Source organism: Sporanaerobium hydrogeniformans (assembly GCF_002735925.1).
GTDB lineage: Bacteria > Bacillota > Clostridia > Lachnospirales > Cellulosilyticaceae > Sporanaerobium > Sporanaerobium hydrogeniformans.
This window is the reverse complement of record NZ_PEDL01000009.1, coordinates 34389-51718: the sequence shown is the minus strand read 5'-3', so window position 1 is coordinate 51718 and position 17330 is coordinate 34389. Positions and strand designations below refer to the sequence as shown.

Sequence of the window (17330 nt, the reverse complement as noted above, 5' to 3'; positions counted from 1 at the left end):
ATGATGCAAAGAGAAATAACATGTATAGGTTGTCCTATGGGATGTAACCTTATTGTGCAAATAGAAAATGGGGAAGTAGTAAATGTATCAGGTAATAGCTGCAAAATAGGTATTGATCATGCTAAAAAAGAATGTACCAACCCTACACGTATTGTGACAACGACCTTTCCTGTTTTAAATGGTATTTATCCACGAGTAGCAGTTAAAACAGCTGAAGCTATTCCAAAATATAAGATAGAAGAATGTATGAAGGCTTTAAAGGATGTAGCGGTTACTGCACCTATTAGTAGAGGGGATATTTTATTTAGGAATATCGTACAGACAGGCATCAACATAGTAGCAACTCAGTCAGTAGCTAAAAAATAAGTATTTTATAGAAGTTAGTTATAAAGCTGTCCTTCTAAGGCATACAATTTATTAAAGGGGGGATGTTATGATGTCAAAGTACATTATGGCACTAGATCAAGGAACAACAAGTTCAAGATGTATCTTATTCAACGAAAAAGGGCTTATTGAGAGTGTAGCACAAAAAGAGTTTACTCAAATTTATCCTAAAGCTGGTTGGGTAGAACATGATGCTTTAGAAATTTGGGAAACACAGCTAGGAGTAGCAAAAGAAGCTATGTCAAAGCTTAACTTAAAAGCTGAAGATATTGCAGCAATAGGTATCACGAATCAGAGAGAGACAACAGTGGTATGGGATAAAGTAACAGGAAAACCTATTTATAATGCGATTGTATGGCAATGTCGTAGAACTTCTAATTTCTGTGATGAGCTTAAAGCAGAAGGCTTTGATAAGGTTATTAAGGAAAAAACAGGACTTATTGTAGATGCCTACTTCTCTGGAACCAAAGTAAAATGGATTTTGGATAATGTAGAAGGAGCAAGAGAAAGGGCAGAAAAAGGCGAACTTATTTTTGGAACCATTGATTCTTGGCTTATTTGGAATCTAACAAAAGGTAAAGTACATGTTACGGACTATTCGAATGCATCACGAACCATGCTCTATAATATCCATGCACTGGAATGGGATAAAGAGATTTTAGAAAGGCTAAATATTCCAGAGTGTATGCTTCCTACAGTAAAACCTTCTAGCTGTATCTATGGTAAAACTGAAAGTAGCTTATTGGATGGAGAAATCTCTATCGGTGGGGCTGCTGGCGACCAGCAAGCAGCATTATTTGGGCAGGTTTGCTACAATCCTGGTACTGCAAAGAACACATATGGTACAGGATGCTTTATGCTTATGAATACAGGAGAAAAAGCAATTGATTCACAAAATGGTCTTCTTACCACCATTGCTTGGGGAGTAGATGGCAAGGTAGAATATGCCCTTGAAGGTAGTATTTTTGTGGCAGGTGCTGCTATTCAGTGGTTAAGAGATGAACTTCAAATTATTGAAAAAGCATCAGAAACAGAAGCTTATGCACAAGAAGTAGAAGATACAAATGGTGTTTACGTTGTACCAGCTTTTGTAGGCTTGGGAGCGCCCTATTGGGATCAGTATGCAAGAGGAACCATCGTAGGTCTTACACGTGGTGCTAAAAAAGCACATTTTATAAGAGCTACGTTAGAGTCTCTCGCTTATCAAACCTATGATGTACTTAAGGCAATGCAAGAAGACTCAGGAATTGAATTAAAGGCACTACGCGTAGATGGTGGAGCTTGTGCAAATAATTTCTTAATGCAATTCCAGTCTGATATTTTAGGTACTGAGGTATTTAGACCAGAGGTTATTGAGACTACAGCACTTGGTGCAGCTTACCTTGCAGGTCTAGCAGTAGGCTACTGGGGAGATAAAGAAGAAGTAGGTAAGAACTGGGCACTTTCTAGAAGTTTTGCACCTAGCATGAGTGCTGAAAAACGTGAAGCGCTTTTAGCTGGCTGGCATGAGGCTGTAAAACGCTCAATGAAATGGGAGAAATAGATAAAGAAGGTTTAACATTTCAATAAATAGGGGGAGTTTATATGTCAACATTTATCGCTGAGCTTTTAGGAACAATGATTCTTATACTTTTAGGAGATGGCGTTGTAGCAAACGTATGTCTTAGCAAAACAAAGGGTAATAATAGTGGATGGATCGTTATTACTACAGGTTGGGCTCTTGCAGTAGCCATCCCAGTATTTATTTTCGGAACAATTAGTGGTGCACACTTTAATCCTGCTGTGACATTAGGTATGGCAGCTATTGGTAAGTTGCCTTGGGCACAGGTAGCACCTTATATTATTGCTCAAATGATAGGAGCAATACTTGGTGCATGTCTTGTTTATCTTGCTTTCTTGCCACATTTTAAAGAAGAAACCAATGCAGCTAATATCCTTGGTACCTTTGCAACGGGACCCGCTATTCGTTCAACAGTAGGTAACTTCTTAACAGAATTCATTGCTACCTTCTGTTTATTATTCTTTATCCTTGGTATTGCCAATACACCTATGGCAGATGGGATTAGTCCTATTGCAGTAGGTATGGTTATCTGGGTAATTGGTCTTACTCTTGGCGGACCTACAGGTTATGCCATTAACCCTGCTAGAGATTTAGGACCTCGTATTGCTCATGCATTCTTACCTATTCCTAATAAAGGAAGCTCTGACTGGGGCTATGCATGGATTCCAGTTGTAGCACCTATTTGTGGTGGTGTAGTGGCTTGTTTAACTTATGCAGCTATTTTCTAAGAAGAAGCTTACAGATAGAAAGATAGATTAACTGAAAACAGAGATTAGAAAAGGTAGCTATATTCTGACGTGTAAACTTAAGAGGGGTATAGCTACTTTTTGATAGAAGAGGGGGAAAAGAAAATGAAAAAAATTATAAATGAAGCAAGTCATGTAGTGAATGAAATGTTAGAGGGAATGGTAGCTGCTTATCCACAGGAATTAAGACGTCTTGAAGGGTATGATGTAGTAGTGAGAAATACACTTCATCAGGCAAAGGTGGCTTTAGTAAGTGGGGGAGGAAGTGGACATGAACCTGCTCATGGAGGTTACGTAGGACGAGGTATGCTTGATGCAGCGGTAGCAGGTGCTGTTTTTACTTCACCAACACCTGACCAAGTATACGAAGCTATTAAAGCAGTAGATACAGGCAAGGGTGTACTTTTAATTATCAAAAACTATACAGGAGATGTACTTAATTTTGAAATGGCAGCAGATATGGCAGCAGAGGATGGCATTAAGGTAGATAAAGTCATTGTAAATGATGATGTTGCAGTAGAAAATAGTACATGGACTACTGGTAGACGTGGTATTGCAGGTACTCTCTTTGTACATAAGATAGCAGGAGCTAAAGCAGAACAAGGTGCCTGCCTTGAAGCAGTTAAGAAAGTAGCCGAAAAAGTTATTGCAAACGTAAGAACAATGGGAATGGCCCTTACACCTTGTACTGTTCCAGAGGCAGGCAAACCTAGCTTTGATATCGGAGAGAATGAAGTAGAAATAGGCCTTGGTATCCATGGTGAACCAGGTACACATAGAGAGATACTTAGAAAAGCAGATGAGATAGTGGAACATCTGATGGATAAAATTTTAGCAGATTTATCACTTAATCAGCAGGATGAGGTAGCCGTTATGGTTAATGGCTTAGGAGGTACACCTCTTATGGAACTTTTTATTGCTAATCGCAAAGTGGATCAAATTCTTAAAGAAAAAGGAATAAGCATAGGGAAGACTTTTGTAGGTAACTACATGACTTCCATTGAAATGGCTGGCTTCTCTATTTCAATTCTTAAGCTAGATGAGGAGCTTAAGTCACTTCTTCTAGAGCCTGCATCTACTCCAGCTTTTAAAAATTAAGATAAAAATCCACATCTTATTAGAAAAAAGGGGTTATATCGTGGATAACTAAATAGTAAAACAGAAAAATTGTGGATAAAAGACCTAATAAATGTAGATTTCTTAAGAAGTCAGCGTTTATTAGGTCTTATTTTATACATATGCATACTAGTTTTTTTCTTAGAGTATGAATTTTAAGTGAGCTGCTCGGTCATAAATCACCATTTTTTCATAAGTAATCACTCCTTCAGTAGTTTAATTCAAGTATATTTCCTAATGCAATTTATTGGGAAACCAATGCACTGTCTTATTTGCAAAACTTACTAAAGCTAACATAACGGGTACTTCTACAAGCACGCCTACTATCGTTGCAAGAGCTACTGGACTTGTTGCTCCAAATAGAGAAATGGCTACAGCTACTGATAGCTCAAAAAAGTTAGATGCACCAATCATCCCCGCAGGTGCTGCTATGTTATGTGGCAGTTTCAAAAGCTTACATGCTAAATAGGCTATAAAGAAAATAAATACAGTTTGAATAACTAATGGCACGGCAATAAGAATAATGTGCAATGGGTTACTAAGAATGACATCTCCTTGGAATGAGAAGATGATAATAAGTGTTAACAATAAACCGATTATGGTTATGTTATTAAACTTAGGAATAAACGTATTTGTAAAATAGTAGTCACCTTTTTGCTTTGTTATAAGTGTCCTTGTTAAAACGCCCCCAGCAAGAGGAATGACTACAAATAATATAACGGATAAAAGAAGAGTATCCCATGGAATAGATACGCCGCTTACTCCTAATAAAAAGGCTACAATAGGGGTAAATGCAATTAATATAATTAAGTCATTTGTTGCTACCTGTACTACTGTGTAGGCTGGATTTCCTTTTGTTAAATGACTCCACACAAAAACCATTGCTGTACATGGTGCTGCCCCAAGCAGTATTGCACCTGCGAGATAGTCTTTTGCAAGTTCCACGGGTATAAAGTTTTTAAATAGTACATAAAAGAAAAACCAGGCAATACCAAACATTGTAAAGGGCTTAATCAGCCAGTTAGTAGCCCAGGTAACAAATAACCCTTTCGGATTCTTTCCTACATTTTTTATACTTTTGAAATCAACCTTCATCATCATTGGATAAATCATAAGCCATATTAAAATGGCAATTGGAATAGAAACGTTAGCGTATTCAAATTGTCCTAGAAAGTCTGGTATAGCAGGTATAAATTTACCAATGAGGATGCCTACCACCATACATAAAATAACCCAAATGGTTAAATATCTTTCAAAAAAGCCTATCCCTGTATTTTTTTCTTCACTCATTTTTTACCCTCCTTATTTTTTACACTGACACAAATCTTGAAACTTGGATTTTTGTAGATTAATACTATCCATTTGATAAGATGGAAGTCTTTTAACTTCCTGACATAAGTAATCATATAAGTATTTGTGATTGTTTATAAAATCGTCATTAATCATGTAATAAGTCCATTGTGCTTTTTTGTAACTACTAAGTATTCCAGCACTTTTAAGTATTGTTAGATGTCTAGAAACATTAGATTGTGTAAGCACTAGACAGTTTTCAATTTCACACACACATAACTTACCTTTCAAAACCTGAGCAAGAATACGCAACCTTGTTTCATCTGCAAGTGCTTTTAATAGCTCAACCAACTAATCACCTCCTTTGCAATATGCGTATATTAACATATACTCATATATCTATATTATTCTTGTTCAGCCAATATATTACAAAAATATTCGTTCTTTCATTATTTACATTTATAGATTTCTTCACATTTGCTAGTTGAATGTACTTTTGTTATTTTATCTAGTATCATTTTGGCAGTAGTTACTCCACTATCACAAATAAAGTAATATGTCCACTTTCCTTCTTTCCTTGACTCTACAATACCGCTTTCTACTAGTATCTTCATATGGTGAGAAAGTGTAGATTGAGAAATATGGAGATTTTCTAATAATACACATGCACATTTTTCGCCAGTTTGTAAGCTCTCAAGAATATTAAACCTACTTTCATCACAAAAAGCTTTAAATATTTTTGCATTATCTGAGTATTTTGTTGTCATTTAATTCACCTCATATCTATTTTTATCGATATGTTTAAAGTATAATTATCATATTCATAAATGTCAATATAATTAATTTATTTGTTTCTTAATGATGTTAAAAGTATAAGGTGCAAAATGTGAGCTATAAATTTTTAAAAGAACCTTAAACCGAATGAACTTGGTTTAAGGTTCTTTTAAGATTTAAAGTAAAACTTTAGAGCTTAGAAAATGAACTCACTTGAAGAGTGGCATTAAATACTTCATCTAATGGATCACCAATACTTGCTTGAATAGCAGCAATGATGGCACCTTCTACGAGGCTTGCATGAGATATTTTAACACGTTGCTTAAGGGCTTCATCTTCTAATAAATCAATTGCTATTTGCGTACTCAGGATACTACTCCCCATATCTCCTAATACGAGTACACCGTCACCTGTATCAGCTACTAGAAGTGCTTCCATAATGCGTAGTGCATCTGTACCAATGGAGCCATCTTCAAGTCCGCCAGCAGGGATGATATGTAAAGCTTTATCAGCCATTTCATAAGCAAGTTCCACCACTCCTTCAGCAAGCATACGACTATGGGAAACAATTACAAGACCTACCATATAGTTATTCACCTATCCCTTTCTATTAATGACTTCGCGTATGGCTTCTAGGATAATTAGTACAGAAGTAGCACCGGGGTCTTGATGTCCTATACTTCTAGCACCAAGATAACTTGCACGACCTTTTTTAGCAGCAATAGATTTTGTATATTCTACACCTAGTTTTGCAGCAGCTATTGCTTGATCCATACACTCAAGACAAGATGCATTTTGACTAAGAGCAAAGACAAAAGCATCACAGGCAGGCTCAAGGGCATCTACCATTGTTTTATCACCTTTTACTGCCTTACCTCGCTCCTTGATACCTGTTAGGCTAGCTGTAAGGATCTTTCCAAGCACAGGAGCTGTAAGAGTAGTAATATCTTTTAGGGCAGCTGAAGCCTTAAGAAAGGCACTACCATATAAGGGACCTGAGGCACCTCCTACTGTAGAAAGGAGTGTCATTCCTACCTTTTTGAGAGTACTGCTTATATCAAGGTCATCATCTAGGCTGATTTTGGTTAAGACAGCAGTAAAGCCTCTTGTCATATTAATACCATGATCGCCATCTCCAATCTCCCTATCTAAATCAGTTAAAAAATCTTTATTTTGTTCTATTTTTTCTGTTATTTTTTTGATTGTTGCATACACCAAGCTATCCAAAAGTTTCCCTCCCTAAAGAATAATGAATAGGTTCTTAATAGGATTTGAGTTCACCAAATCCAGAGCGTATAAGCTCTATAAGTGAAGAAAGAGCGTCTTCTTCATCTGGTCCTTCAGCCATGACAGTAATTTCTGTACCTTGCCGAATACCTAGTCCTAAAAGAGCTATTAAGGATTTAGCAGAGCCTTGTTGATTATCTTTTGAGATAATGATGTGTGACTTGAATTGAGCTGCTGTTTTGATGAGCTGAGCTGCAGGACGTGCATGAAGACCAGTTGGATTTAAAACAATAACTTTTTCTGAAACCATATCATTCCCCTTTCTATAAAGAAACATCCCTATATATCAGCATACGCATAACAGGAGTGAATTATGTTTAAGAAAAAGGACATAAAAAGTATATCCTAAAAATAGATACCTTTTTATGTCCTTTTAAAATAATTAAGAATAGTGTTTTTTATTATTTGTGTGTAAGGTAACCTTCTTCTTTAAGAAGCTCTGCGATAAGGACAGCCCCACCAGCAGCACCTCTTAAAGTATTGTGTGAAAGACCTACAAATTTATAATCATAAAGAGAATCTTCTCTTAAGCGACCAACGCTGATACCCATTCCATTTTCAAGGTCACGGTCCATGTTTGTTTGAGGTCTATTATCTTCCTCAAAGTAAGTGATGAATTGTTTTGGAGCACTTGGAAGGTTAAGTGTTTGTGGTTTACCTTGATAATTTTTCCAAGCTTCTAAGATTTGCTCTTTCGAAGGTTTCTTTTTAAAAGAAACAAATACAGTTGCTAGATGACCATCTGTTACTGGAACACGGATACATTGTGTAGTGATAACAGGAGCTTGTGCTTTTACAATTTCATCATTTTCGATAGTTCCCCAAATTCTGAGAGGTTCTTGTTCACTTTTTTCTTCTTCTCCACCAATATATGGGATAACATTATCAATCATCTCTGGCCATTCTTTGAAGGTTTTACCTGCACCCGAAATCGCTTGGTAAGTAGAAGCCACAACCGTGGTTGGTTCAAACTCCATAAGTGCAGATAACATAGGTACATAGCTTTGGATAGAGCAGTTTGGTTTTACTGCAATGAAACCTCTTGTTGTACCAAGACGTTTTCTTTGAGAAGCAATAATAGCTAAGTGACCATCATTAATTTCTGGGATAACCATAGGGACATCTGGAGTCCATCTATGCGCAGAGTTATTTGAAACAACAGGTGTTTCTGCTTTAGCATAAGCTTCTTCTAATGCTTTAATTTCCTCTTTTTTCATATCAACTGCGCAGAATACAAAATCCGCTTCAGCTGCAACTTCTTCTACATGAGCAGCATCTTTTACGATAAGTGATTTAATTGCTTCAGGAATAGGAGTACTCATTTTCCATCTATTATTTACTGCTTCTTCATATGTTTTACCAGCAGAACTTTTACTAGCAGCAATGACCGTTACTTCAAAAAAGGGATGATTATCTAATAAAGTTATAAAACGTTGCCCTACCATACCTGTACCGCCTACGATACCAACTCTTAGTTTATTGTTCATATTAACCACCTTTGCAATTTTAGGATATATAATTATTTTATTTTACTCACTAAATAACAAAAAATCAATATAGTAAAGATTTTTTTGATAATATATCTAAATAAGTAGCAAATTTTTATAAATTCATGGTTGTTTTTATTTGAATAAAATTAACTGAACTATTTGGGGGCAAGTACATAATATATAGAAGGGAGCAAGAGGGAAGAGGGGAGAGGAATGTGAAGAGAAAAAAGAAAGAGAAATTAAAGCTATTAGATGATCAAGTAGTGTCTATGGATTTAAGAAATGCTATCCAGAAGGGTCAATTTAAGCTTTACTACCAACCTAAGATAGACAGTAGCAGTAGGCAGCTTGTTGGGGCAGAAGCTCTTATTAGATGGGAGCATCCTGTAGAGGGACTTATATTGCCGGGGAAATTTATTCCTTTGGCTGAAGAAACAGGATTCATCACTGAAATTGGTAAATGGGTATTACAAGAGGCTTGTCAGCAAATAAAGGATTGGCAAAATAAATATCATCAAGCGATTCATCTATCTATCAATCTTTCGGCTATAGAATTCTATCAAAGTAATATTGTAGACATCATTAAGGATACTATTCAGAAAATAGGAATAGAAGCACACTTACTACAAATAGAACTCACAGAAAGTATGGTGCTTATAGATATAGAACAGGTCATTGTTAAGATGCAGGCTTTGCAAAAGCTAGGTATAAAAATAGGGTTAGATGATTTTGGAACAGGTTATTCTTCTTTAAGCCATCTTCAAGCCCTTCCTATTAATGTACTTAAATTAGATAGGAGTTTTATTACTAACATAGAAAAAGAGGAAATAACAAGAAATATTGTCCAGACAATTATTACTTTAGCTAAGCTATTAAATTTAGAAGTTATAGCTGAAGGTGTAGAAAAGATAGAGCAAGTAGAACGATTGCAAAAAATGGGATGTACACTTATTCAAGGCTATTATTATGGAGAACCCTTATCAAAGATAGATTTTGAAAGAGTTTATCTAGATAGATGAGGGACCATTCCTACTATATTAATAGCATAGGGGAAATAGCTACCCCAAAAGCCCCAAAAGAGGCAGGAAGAATGGAAGCTTCCTGCCTCTTTTTAAAAAGGGTTCTAAGAGCCTATTATTTGTCATAAAGGTATTGCCTAGTAAGGGGGAGTGCATTATTGATTCCTTTTGTGAAAAGAATCTGATGTAAGTCAATAATGCCATTATTAAAGCTTGCTGCGCAGCCACAAAGATAGATACGCCACATACGAATAAAGCGCTCATCAAATAATTGTTCAATCTTAGGGAGATTTCCTTCAAAACGGTTATACCAACAGAGCAGTGTTTTAACATAGTGTGGGCGAAGATTTTCTACATCCTGCACATGATAATTAAAGTTAGCAGATAAGTGGATGATCTCACGAAGAGAAGGAATAACCCCGCCAGGAAAGATGTATTTTTTAATCCAAGGGTCACCGGAGGACTCTTGAAGAGAGCTTATGAAATGAAGGAGAAAAAGGCCACTATCTTTTAAAATAGCATTTATATTTTTAAAATAGAGGGGATAATTTTCACGTCCTACATGTTCGAGCATACCGATGCTTACTATTCGGTCAAAGGAGAGGTTAGACTTTTCTAGTTCCCTATAGCCCATCAGTTTCACTTCAAGGTAATCTTCTAGTCCTTCTTCAATAATACGTTTTTGGAAAGTAGTATATTGCTCTTCACTTAAAGTAATGCCTAGGCCATGGATTTTATATTTTTTAGCAGCAGTAATAAGCAGATAGCCCCAACCACAACCGATGTCTAGTAAGTCCATGCCAGGCTTAAGGTTGAGCTTTTTTAAAATATAGTCAATTTTATTAAGTTGAGCCTGATAAAGAGAATCTGTGAGGGATTGATAATAGGCACAGGAATAACTAAGGGTTTCATCTAGCCAAAGTTTATAAAAATCATTGCCTAGGTCATAATGAGAACAAACCTCTTTTTTTTGATTTTTAGTGGAATGAGGGGGGTAAAGTAGTTTCTTGAGAGCCTGCTCATCTTTATTAAATTGAGAACGGTATTTTAGGAATTCATTAAGCGTTTGGTATAAATCACCTTCTATTTCAATAATACCATCTATATAAGCTTCACCTAGAGCTAAAGTAGTACTTTTAAGTAGGTCTTTATAGCTAATAGAATCCTTCATGGTAATTTTAAACTGAGAAGGTAATTCTCCAACATGAAATTCCTCGCCTGTTTCAAAGGTTAGGTCAAAAGAACTTTGGTCAAAACGTTCTAAGTATTTTTTTACGAATAGCTTTTGTAAACGCACTCTAATCACTCCTTATAGTAGGAGTATAACCAAGGAAAAGATAGACTAATCGCTACTTAATTTTCTTCTGCAACAAATTGAAAGGTTTTAATGATAAGAGGCATGTGTATTTTATCAGACCAAACAACTACATAGGGGTAGGGAATGCCATCACTGATTAGAGGTTTCTTATACTCTACAATAAGGGCTGCTTCTCTATCACTTAAGGGTGCAAGCTGGTCAGAAGAAGGATAAATAAGTCTAGCAGGTTGCCCATCGACCCTGAGTTTTAGAACCCGTGGTGTACTTCCATAAGGTTTATAAGGTAAATTAATTTCATCTTGGACGACCTTATCAATAGAGCCTTCTGCAGAAGCGAGGTCACTTACTTCGAAAAAGCCTGTTTTCCCTTCATATTTATCAGCATATCGAGGGTTTTTAACCCAGGTATTGGGGTATTTAAAAGAGACGCGATACTTAGTGCTAACGAAGTTATTAAAAGGAGGAAAATCTGGTAGAACAAATTCTTGGGGAAAGTTAGCAGCATCTATCATTTCATTATCATTAGTAGATTCATTGCGCGGATAAGCATCTAAAGCTTTTGGAGCATATGAATTATAGGTAAGAAGCCCTAAGGCTAATAGTGGGAGCATATTCATGATAACTACCTCGCTTAAAAAAGTTTTATTATATCATATTAATTATTTAGGAGAGGAGTTACTAAAAATGTAAATTAAGTAAAAAAGATGCAAAGGATAAAATGCTAACCCGATTATAAGTTGACAAAAAAGAAAAATACTCTTAAAATTTAAATGTGCATATGCACATTTAAATATAAGGAGATAAAAATGGCAAGGGAAATCAAAGTAAAAAGAGTATGTGAAGAGCCGCCTAATAGAGTATTTAAACCTGAAAAGCCTTGTAGTAAGTATACGACTCTTAATATAGAACAATTTGAAGCGATGCGGCTTTGCGACTTAGAAGGTTTAGACCAAGATGAAGCAGCTAAGCGTATGAATATTTCAAGAGGCACCTTGCAAAGAGTGCTTTATGCAGCGAGAAAACAAGTAGCTGAGGCACTTGTGAGTGGCAACGGCATCACTATAGACGGTGGCAATTATGAAATAGCAAGAGAATGTTGCAAAGCAAAGAAGCAGTGCAAAGCATGTAGATTTCTAAATAATACAAAAGGAGACGATAAAAATGAGTGAAAGTCAAAGTTGTTCACATGAGTGTGGTAGTTGTAAGGAAAGCTGTAGTGATAGAAAACCAACGAGTTTTATAGAAAGTCCACATCCTATGAGTCAGATTAAAAAGGTCATTGGAGTTGTAAGTGGTAAGGGAGGCGTAGGAAAATCCTTAGTAACCTCAATGTTAGGAACACTTATGAATCGCAAGGGGTATCAAACAGCTATTTTAGATGCAGATATTACAGGACCTTCCATCCCTAAAGTTTTTGGCATCACAGAAAAGGCAGCAGGAAATGAAATGGGCATCTTTCCAGCTGTTACAAAGAAAGGGTTAAAGCTGATGTCTGTTAACCTATTATTAGAGAATGATAGTGACCCTGTTGTATGGCGTGGTCCAGTGATTTCAGGAACTGTAAAGCAATTTTGGACAGATGTAATTTGGGAGGATGTAGACTACATGTTTATAGACATGCCTCCAGGAACAGGGGATGTGCCGCTTACGGTATTTCAAACCATTCCTTTAGATGGTATTATTATCGTGGCTTCTCCACAAGAATTAGTTTCTATGATTGTAGCTAAGGCAGTTAATATGGCAAAGATGATGCATATTCCTATCATAGGTCTTGTTGAAAATATGAGCTATGTGGCATGTCCAGACTGCGATAAGAAAATCTATGTATTTGGAGAAAGTCATATTGAAGAAATAGCTAAAGAGTACGAACTGGAGGTATTAGCTAAGCTTCCACTTGACCCTAAGGTAGCACAGCTTTGTGATAGTGGTAAAATAGAAGAAGTAGAAGGTAACTGGCTAGACCAAGCAGTAAACAAGATAGAAGCACTTTAATAAGATGAATTAATAAAAGTATAATATTTTAAGAAGAAGTTAATAAATTCAAGTTGAATTAAAGAGTAAACAATAAAGATAATTTAAGGAAACATAAACTAAATACAGAAAAAGTAAGGGTGGAAACCGACATTGGTTTCCACCCTTACTTTTTCTGTATACTACTATAAGTTTCTCTAACCTTTGGATTTCTTCTTTGGTAGCAGAACAAGTATGTTTTTTTAAATTCCAAGTAGTTGCCGTTTCTTGGCGTCAAACTCCTGTTGGGAAATGATGCCGTCCTCCATGAGTGTCTTGTATTTCTTAATTTCCTCGATGGCGTCGGCAGAGGGAGTCATGGGAGTATGTACCGTCCCAGTTGCCGCTGTGCCAGGACTGACAAACTGCTCGGTTGCGCTCGGAAAGGCCACCGTCTTGAGTGCAGTCACCAACTTTTCAATTTCTTCCATGCTACGTTGGTAAGAGCGGAGGTAATCGTTCACATCCGGGTGGGTATTATTAAATCGGGGGCCATCCATGTCACATTTGATCACCGTCCAGTAAGGGTGATCGAAATACAGCTCCACATTAAATGCCTGAAAGGGTTCAGGAATATCAAAATACTGCATGGTTGTCGAACCGTTTGCCTTACCGTCATCCAACCTATCAAGGGTACGAGCCATCTGCCTGTTCATCATGAACTGGGAAATTTGGGGTGCCATGGTCATGGCACGCTCAGGTACGGTGCTGATATAGCGGCGTATGCCCTCGGCTGAGCCTTCGAATAGAGGAACATTGTCCTCTTTGATGGTAAAAGATTTTAATTGACTGCCTTCAAACACCGTTTTATCTAGATTTTTGCTCATGCAGAAAAGCTTGTTTAGGTAATCAAAGATGATTTTGGTATCCCAAACACCAAAATCTATCTGTTCAGAAATCACAAACTGATCTTTCAGCAACTGGTTTTGATCATAAAACATTAAATATTCCTTGAATTCCTGCATTGTTAGATTAATTGCTTTGTCGCTTTCCATATCCATTTTGTTGTAGCAAGCATTGCAGATGTATTCACCCTCTATTTTCGCTGGTAAGAGCCAGGAAATCTTGCCTCCACAGATGGGGCAAGGGGGTTTTTTAGAAAATAAGCCCATATTCATTCCTCCCTATATTATTAATCATTATCGCGTTCCGCCACCTGAACCTCCGCCTATGGAGCCACCACCTCCACCAAGGGAAGCAAATCCGCCTCCGCCGCTACTGCGCTTTTCCTGTTCGCGTTGCTCTTCGGCTTTCTTCATATTGCTATAAAGTAAAAAGTGGTAGGAGTAGGCGGTAACCATATTTTGGTTGTAATCCGTCAGCTCGGAAGAAAGCTCTGGATAGAGTGCTTTCATTTGCTCTGCTACCTGATCGGCTATACCAAAGAGCATGGCATAGGACATCAGCTCTTGCCAAATCGGCATTTCCTTGACACTCCGCTCTGCAACCAGTGAAAAATCCTCCAGATAGCGTTTAAGTCCCATGAGCTCACCCAGTTCCTGTTCACCACTTGGCGTTAGATCGGTTAGCTTAACAGGAACATTCCACCTTTTTAAACAGTGTTTTTGACTCAAATAGGTTCTGCCTGCACTGTCATGCTTTTCTATATAGGCACGAAGCAGTGTATCATTTCGATTTGCAAAGCGTTCCAGTTCCTTCACCTGCAAGGTGGCATCTGAACCAGCTGCACTCTCTAGTACCGTATAAAGGTACTCATCATATTCGTTCATTTGTTGATGATGGCTGCCCATGAGCCGCAGGCTGACTGTTTCTTTGGTTTTGCCCATAAAGCCGACATCTTGAGTTTCCACAGGGGACAGGCAGCCCAGCTGGATCAGTCTTAGTATCCCTGTAGCGAGTATAGCGCCATCCTCACACACATCAAACATTCTTCCTAAAGCATAGGTGGCACTCAGTCTGCCCTCATTGGGAATATCCCTAAAATATCCAAACCGCTTGGAAAATCGTTGGCGTTTTTTTTGTGCCATTTTCTTTTTCAACTTGTGAATCCAAATAATCAGAGCAATGGGAAGTCCGATAGAAAGTAGTGTCACCATAAGTGCTGTAAATGTAGATACTTCCTCGCCACTGTCCCCGATGTTATCGTAGTCACTGCCCTCAAAAGCTTTTGCTCGCACTTCCTCAAAGCTCCCTCCCTCTTGCCGTGAGGGGGAAAGGATTCCCTTATTCAGAGAAAACAGTACCGTCACATAGTTTTCGGCCGTGAGGGGGGCAGTTGTGTAGGCAAGGATACCCCCATCTACAAACTCTATATTCCCCTCAAAGCCAAAGCACCATACGTCGGCGGTTTCATCAGTGATGGGTGTGCCGTCCGCTAAGTGAATTCGAACCGTTACATCGGTAGGGGTTGTATTCATTCTATCGTTTACGAAGCGGAAATTTACCCCGTCTTTGTCGGTATACCCACCCACCGCATTGTCTAACTTATATTGAGCGCTATAGCGATTGTGCCCATACTTACTGATGCCAAAGCAGATTTCATATCCGCTGTCTGTAACATGAATGCCGCATTTTCCTGCCTTTTCTTCAAAGCTCCAGTCAATGTTCCAATCCGGTACGGTATCATAGCTACCGTTTTGGTCGGAGACTGTAAGCTCGCTAATCGTTAAGTAGTCAGGCGCATTCATGGGAATGTAGTTTTCTGTTCCTTCATCAAAGCTCCCTTCCCAATTTTGCGTGATGTGCATAGAGCCATCCTCGTAAATGATAGCCTGAATATCTATACTATCTATCTGATTTGCAGCATAAGTAGAAAGCGGGAACGCTAGTAACAAAATAATGCATAGTATTAGGCCGTATACTTTTTTGCGCATAGGGCACCTCATTTCATGCTAGGCATATCCGTCTTGCCAGCCTGCTCCTCCAAATAGTCTCTTTGCTGAAAGCCTAACATCCCAGCAATGAGGGTGGTGGGGAACATTCGGATTTCACGATTCAGTTTGGTCACGCTGTCGTTGTAAATGAGGCGACTGGTGCGTACCATGTTCTCAAAGGTTTGTACTGCGTCCATGGTTTTGATATAGGTTTGATTTGCCAGGAGCTCAGGGTACTGCTCCGTCACCATGGCAATCCTGCCCAAGGCTTCGGAAATAACCCCTTCTTGATGAAGTACATCATTCGGTGTGGATTTTGCTGTAATCACACTTCTTCTAGATTTAATGGTTTCGATTAGCGTTTCACTTTCGTGCTTGGCGTAGCCTTTTGTCAAATCTAAAAGAGCTGTCAGGGCGTCAAAACGGCTTGATAGCTGCACTCCGATCTGACTCATGGCATTACTGATATTCTCATCTAGCACGACCAGTTTGCGCTGTGTGGAGATTGTCCATAGAACAATGATTCCAGTAATTGCAATAATTACAATAAAAGTTGGTAACATAGTCATTTCCTCCATTCATATGTGGGTAGTGTACAGGGAACATTCCCTTGTATTCAATCTAGCAGAAATTCCTCTCAAAAACCGTTCGCTACATGAAACATGATTTTTAAGACATGAATCATAGTTTCGGCAATTCAATCTTTATGTTAAACTTATTTTGAAGAAATAGAATTATAAAAAATGGAGGAATGCTTATGGTGCAGATTGCGGTGTGTGATGATAATATTGACGAGCTATCTAATATGGTAAAGCTCATAAACTTATATAGGGCATCAAAAAATTTTAGCTACGAATACGCCGTCTTTCCAAACGGCTTTGAGCTGATTTCGGCTTTAGAAAAAGGAAAGCGGTTTGATATATACTGTCTGGATATTATTATGCCGGGCTTTATGGGGATTGATGTCGCAAAGGAGATCCGCACGTTTGACAAAACCGCTCCGATTTTATTCTTTACCTCATCACCCGAATTTGCTTTGGAGAGCTATTCAGTGAAAGCTATTAACTATGTACTAAAGCCAATCTCAAAAGAAAAACTATTCATCACCTTTGATGAAGTGCTAGAGCAGATAAAAATGGAAAAAGACGGAGATGCCATTATCGTAAAGAGTAATGAGGGTATTCAAAAAATACTGATCTCCAAGTTGGTTTTTGCTGAGGTCATCGGCAGAAATGTGCTCTATCACCTACGCTCCGGAAAGGTCATCGAATGTACAGAAGCCTTTTCCTCTGTCTGCGATAATCTTCTGAAATATGGGTGTTTTATGAAACCCCACCGCTCCTATCTTGTAAATATGCAGTACGTGGATACCATCGAAAACCATCAGATAACTTTACAGACCCTTTCCACTATCCCTGTTGCACAGGGCAAGGCGAAAGAGGTTAAGATGCAATATCTGAATTATCAAATGGAAGGGGAATAAGCGAATGGAGAGAGGTGC

Annotated in this window: 20 protein-coding genes; 8 read left to right on the top strand and 12 right to left on the bottom strand. The window is 37.9% G+C overall.

All coding sequences use genetic code 11. The features are described from left to right. The 4 genes from CS063_RS09720 (at position 1) to dhaK (ending at position 3789) form a co-directional block, all read left to right on the top strand. Positions 1 to 366 (top strand): DUF1667 domain-containing protein, encoded by a 366-nt coding sequence (locus tag CS063_RS09720; RefSeq protein ID WP_099449510.1) that lies wholly within the window; start codon positions 1 to 3, stop codon positions 364 to 366. 70 nt (positions 367 to 436) lie between these two features. Beyond that, complete coding sequence (gene glpK / locus CS063_RS09715) at positions 437 to 1927, top strand: glycerol kinase GlpK (protein WP_099449573.1); 1491 nt, start codon at positions 437 to 439, stop codon at positions 1925 to 1927. 41 nt (positions 1928 to 1968) lie between these two features. After that, positions 1969 to 2673 carry an MIP/aquaporin family protein gene (locus CS063_RS09710; RefSeq protein WP_099449509.1) on the top strand — a complete coding sequence of 235 codons (705 nt, stop codon included), beginning with the start codon at positions 1969 to 1971 and terminating at the stop codon, positions 2671 to 2673. A 123-nt stretch (positions 2674 to 2796) separates the two neighbouring features. Continuing rightward, the gene (gene dhaK, locus CS063_RS09705) at positions 2797 to 3789 is read left to right on the top strand and encodes a dihydroxyacetone kinase subunit DhaK (RefSeq protein WP_099449508.1); all 993 of its coding nucleotides are present in this window, start codon (positions 2797 to 2799) and stop codon (positions 3787 to 3789) included. A gap of 252 nt (positions 3790 to 4041) precedes the next feature. Here the strand turns inward: dhaK and arsB are convergent, their stop codons facing one another. From arsB to asd, 7 genes are all read right to left on the bottom strand, one after another. Next, positions 4042 to 5097 (bottom strand): ACR3 family arsenite efflux transporter, encoded by a 1056-nt coding sequence (gene arsB / locus CS063_RS09700; protein ID WP_099449507.1) that lies wholly within the window; start codon positions 5095 to 5097, stop codon positions 4042 to 4044. A 12-nt stretch (positions 5098 to 5109) separates the two neighbouring features. Further along, positions 5110 to 5448 carry an ArsR/SmtB family transcription factor gene (locus CS063_RS09695; RefSeq protein ID WP_099449506.1) on the bottom strand — a complete coding sequence of 113 codons (339 nt, stop codon included), beginning with the start codon at positions 5446 to 5448 and terminating at the stop codon, positions 5110 to 5112. A gap of 98 nt (positions 5449 to 5546) precedes the next feature. Continuing rightward, positions 5547 to 5864, bottom strand: coding sequence for an ArsR/SmtB family transcription factor (locus CS063_RS09690; protein ID WP_099449505.1), 318 nt, complete (start codon positions 5862 to 5864; stop codon positions 5547 to 5549). A gap of 196 nt (positions 5865 to 6060) precedes the next feature. Beyond that, positions 6061 to 6456 (bottom strand): dihydroxyacetone kinase phosphoryl donor subunit DhaM, encoded by a 396-nt coding sequence (dhaM, locus tag CS063_RS09685; protein ID WP_099449504.1) that lies wholly within the window; start codon positions 6454 to 6456, stop codon positions 6061 to 6063. 12 nt (positions 6457 to 6468) lie between these two features. Next, positions 6469 to 7098 carry a dihydroxyacetone kinase subunit DhaL gene (gene dhaL / locus CS063_RS09680; protein ID WP_099449503.1) on the bottom strand — a complete coding sequence of 210 codons (630 nt, stop codon included), beginning with the start codon at positions 7096 to 7098 and terminating at the stop codon, positions 6469 to 6471. A 34-nt stretch (positions 7099 to 7132) separates the two neighbouring features. Further along, positions 7133 to 7408, bottom strand: a complete 276-nt coding sequence (locus CS063_RS09675) for an HPr family phosphocarrier protein (protein WP_099449502.1) — start codon at positions 7406 to 7408, stop codon at positions 7133 to 7135. Positions 7409 to 7559: 151 nt separating this feature from the next. Next, the gene (asd, locus tag CS063_RS09670) at positions 7560 to 8645 is read right to left on the bottom strand and encodes an aspartate-semialdehyde dehydrogenase (RefSeq protein ID WP_099449501.1); all 1086 of its coding nucleotides are present in this window, start codon (positions 8643 to 8645) and stop codon (positions 7560 to 7562) included. Positions 8646 to 8863: 218 nt separating this feature from the next. Between asd and CS063_RS09665 the strand changes: the two genes are divergently transcribed. Then, positions 8864 to 9667, top strand: coding sequence for a putative bifunctional diguanylate cyclase/phosphodiesterase (locus CS063_RS09665; protein ID WP_099449500.1), 804 nt, complete (start codon positions 8864 to 8866; stop codon positions 9665 to 9667). Positions 9668 to 9782: 115 nt separating this feature from the next. On the opposite strand, the gene CS063_RS09660 is transcribed toward CS063_RS09665, so the two are convergent. Both CS063_RS09660 and CS063_RS09655 read right to left on the bottom strand, forming a co-directional pair. Beyond that, positions 9783 to 10964 carry an SAM-dependent methyltransferase gene (locus CS063_RS09660; RefSeq protein ID WP_099449499.1) on the bottom strand — a complete coding sequence of 394 codons (1182 nt, stop codon included), beginning with the start codon at positions 10962 to 10964 and terminating at the stop codon, positions 9783 to 9785. A gap of 56 nt (positions 10965 to 11020) precedes the next feature. Continuing rightward, positions 11021 to 11602, bottom strand: coding sequence for a hypothetical protein (locus CS063_RS09655; protein WP_099449498.1), 582 nt, complete (start codon positions 11600 to 11602; stop codon positions 11021 to 11023). A gap of 189 nt (positions 11603 to 11791) precedes the next feature. Here CS063_RS09655 and CS063_RS09650 point away from each other — a divergent pair, with 189 nt between their 5' ends. Beyond that, a complete protein-coding gene (locus tag CS063_RS09650; protein ID WP_180270744.1) occupies positions 11792 to 12154 on the top strand; it encodes a DUF134 domain-containing protein in 363 nt (120 codons plus the stop codon). Beyond that, positions 12147 to 12977, top strand: a complete 831-nt coding sequence (locus CS063_RS09645) for an Mrp/NBP35 family ATP-binding protein (protein ID WP_099449496.1) — start codon at positions 12147 to 12149, stop codon at positions 12975 to 12977. The genes CS063_RS09650 and CS063_RS09645 overlap by 8 nt, the downstream gene beginning before the upstream one ends. A gap of 221 nt (positions 12978 to 13198) precedes the next feature. Here the strand turns inward: CS063_RS09645 and CS063_RS09640 are convergent, their stop codons facing one another. Genes CS063_RS09640 through CS063_RS09630 form a run of 3 tightly spaced genes read right to left on the bottom strand, consistent with a single transcriptional unit; the run spans position 13199 to position 16392 of the window. Further along, complete coding sequence (locus CS063_RS09640; protein ID WP_099449495.1) at positions 13199 to 14107, bottom strand: DUF4428 domain-containing protein; 909 nt, start codon at positions 14105 to 14107, stop codon at positions 13199 to 13201. Between the two features lie 27 nt (positions 14108 to 14134). Continuing rightward, positions 14135 to 15829 carry a DUF2207 family protein gene (locus tag CS063_RS09635; protein ID WP_099449494.1) on the bottom strand — a complete coding sequence of 565 codons (1695 nt, stop codon included), beginning with the start codon at positions 15827 to 15829 and terminating at the stop codon, positions 14135 to 14137. Between the two features lie 8 nt (positions 15830 to 15837). Next, positions 15838 to 16392 (bottom strand): LemA family protein, encoded by a 555-nt coding sequence (locus tag CS063_RS09630; protein WP_099449493.1) that lies wholly within the window; start codon positions 16390 to 16392, stop codon positions 15838 to 15840. A 194-nt stretch (positions 16393 to 16586) separates the two neighbouring features. Here CS063_RS09630 and CS063_RS09625 point away from each other — a divergent pair, with 194 nt between their 5' ends. Then, a complete protein-coding gene (locus CS063_RS09625; protein WP_099449492.1) occupies positions 16587 to 17312 on the top strand; it encodes a LytR/AlgR family response regulator transcription factor in 726 nt (241 codons plus the stop codon). Positions 17313 to 17330 lie beyond the last annotated feature (18 nt).

What these genes read in the sequence shown, in the direction of transcription:
- CS063_RS09650 (WP_180270744.1), top strand. Translation starts at nt 11,792, where the DNA reads ATGGCAAGGGAAATCAAAGTAAAAAGAGTATGTGAAGAGCCGCCTAAT.
- CS063_RS09630 (WP_099449493.1), bottom strand. Translation starts at nt 16,392, where the DNA reads ATGTTACCAACTTTTATTGTAATTATTGCAATTACTGGAATCATTGTT.
- arsB (WP_099449507.1), bottom strand. Translation starts at nt 5,097, where the DNA reads ATGAGTGAAGAAAAAAATACAGGGATAGGCTTTTTTGAAAGATATTTA.
- CS063_RS09720 (WP_099449510.1), top strand. Translation starts at nt 1, where the DNA reads ATGATGCAAAGAGAAATAACATGTATAGGTTGTCCTATGGGATGTAAC.
- dhaK (WP_099449508.1), top strand. Translation starts at nt 2,797, where the DNA reads ATGAAAAAAATTATAAATGAAGCAAGTCATGTAGTGAATGAAATGTTA.
- CS063_RS09655 (WP_099449498.1), bottom strand. Translation starts at nt 11,602, where the DNA reads ATGAATATGCTCCCACTATTAGCCTTAGGGCTTCTTACCTATAATTCA.
- CS063_RS09710 (WP_099449509.1), top strand. Translation starts at nt 1,969, where the DNA reads ATGTCAACATTTATCGCTGAGCTTTTAGGAACAATGATTCTTATACTT.
- CS063_RS09625 (WP_099449492.1), top strand. Translation starts at nt 16,587, where the DNA reads ATGGTGCAGATTGCGGTGTGTGATGATAATATTGACGAGCTATCTAAT.
- CS063_RS09675 (WP_099449502.1), bottom strand. Translation starts at nt 7,408, where the DNA reads ATGGTTTCAGAAAAAGTTATTGTTTTAAATCCAACTGGTCTTCATGCA.
- asd (WP_099449501.1), bottom strand. Translation starts at nt 8,645, where the DNA reads ATGAACAATAAACTAAGAGTTGGTATCGTAGGCGGTACAGGTATGGTA.
- glpK (WP_099449573.1), top strand. Translation starts at nt 437, where the DNA reads ATGTCAAAGTACATTATGGCACTAGATCAAGGAACAACAAGTTCAAGA.
- CS063_RS09640 (WP_099449495.1), bottom strand. Translation starts at nt 14,107, where the DNA reads ATGGGCTTATTTTCTAAAAAACCCCCTTGCCCCATCTGTGGAGGCAAG.
- dhaM (WP_099449504.1), bottom strand. Translation starts at nt 6,456, where the DNA reads ATGGTAGGTCTTGTAATTGTTTCCCATAGTCGTATGCTTGCTGAAGGA.
- CS063_RS09690 (WP_099449505.1), bottom strand. Translation starts at nt 5,864, where the DNA reads ATGACAACAAAATACTCAGATAATGCAAAAATATTTAAAGCTTTTTGT.
- CS063_RS09645 (WP_099449496.1), top strand. Translation starts at nt 12,147, where the DNA reads ATGAGTGAAAGTCAAAGTTGTTCACATGAGTGTGGTAGTTGTAAGGAA.
- CS063_RS09635 (WP_099449494.1), bottom strand. Translation starts at nt 15,829, where the DNA reads ATGCGCAAAAAAGTATACGGCCTAATACTATGCATTATTTTGTTACTA.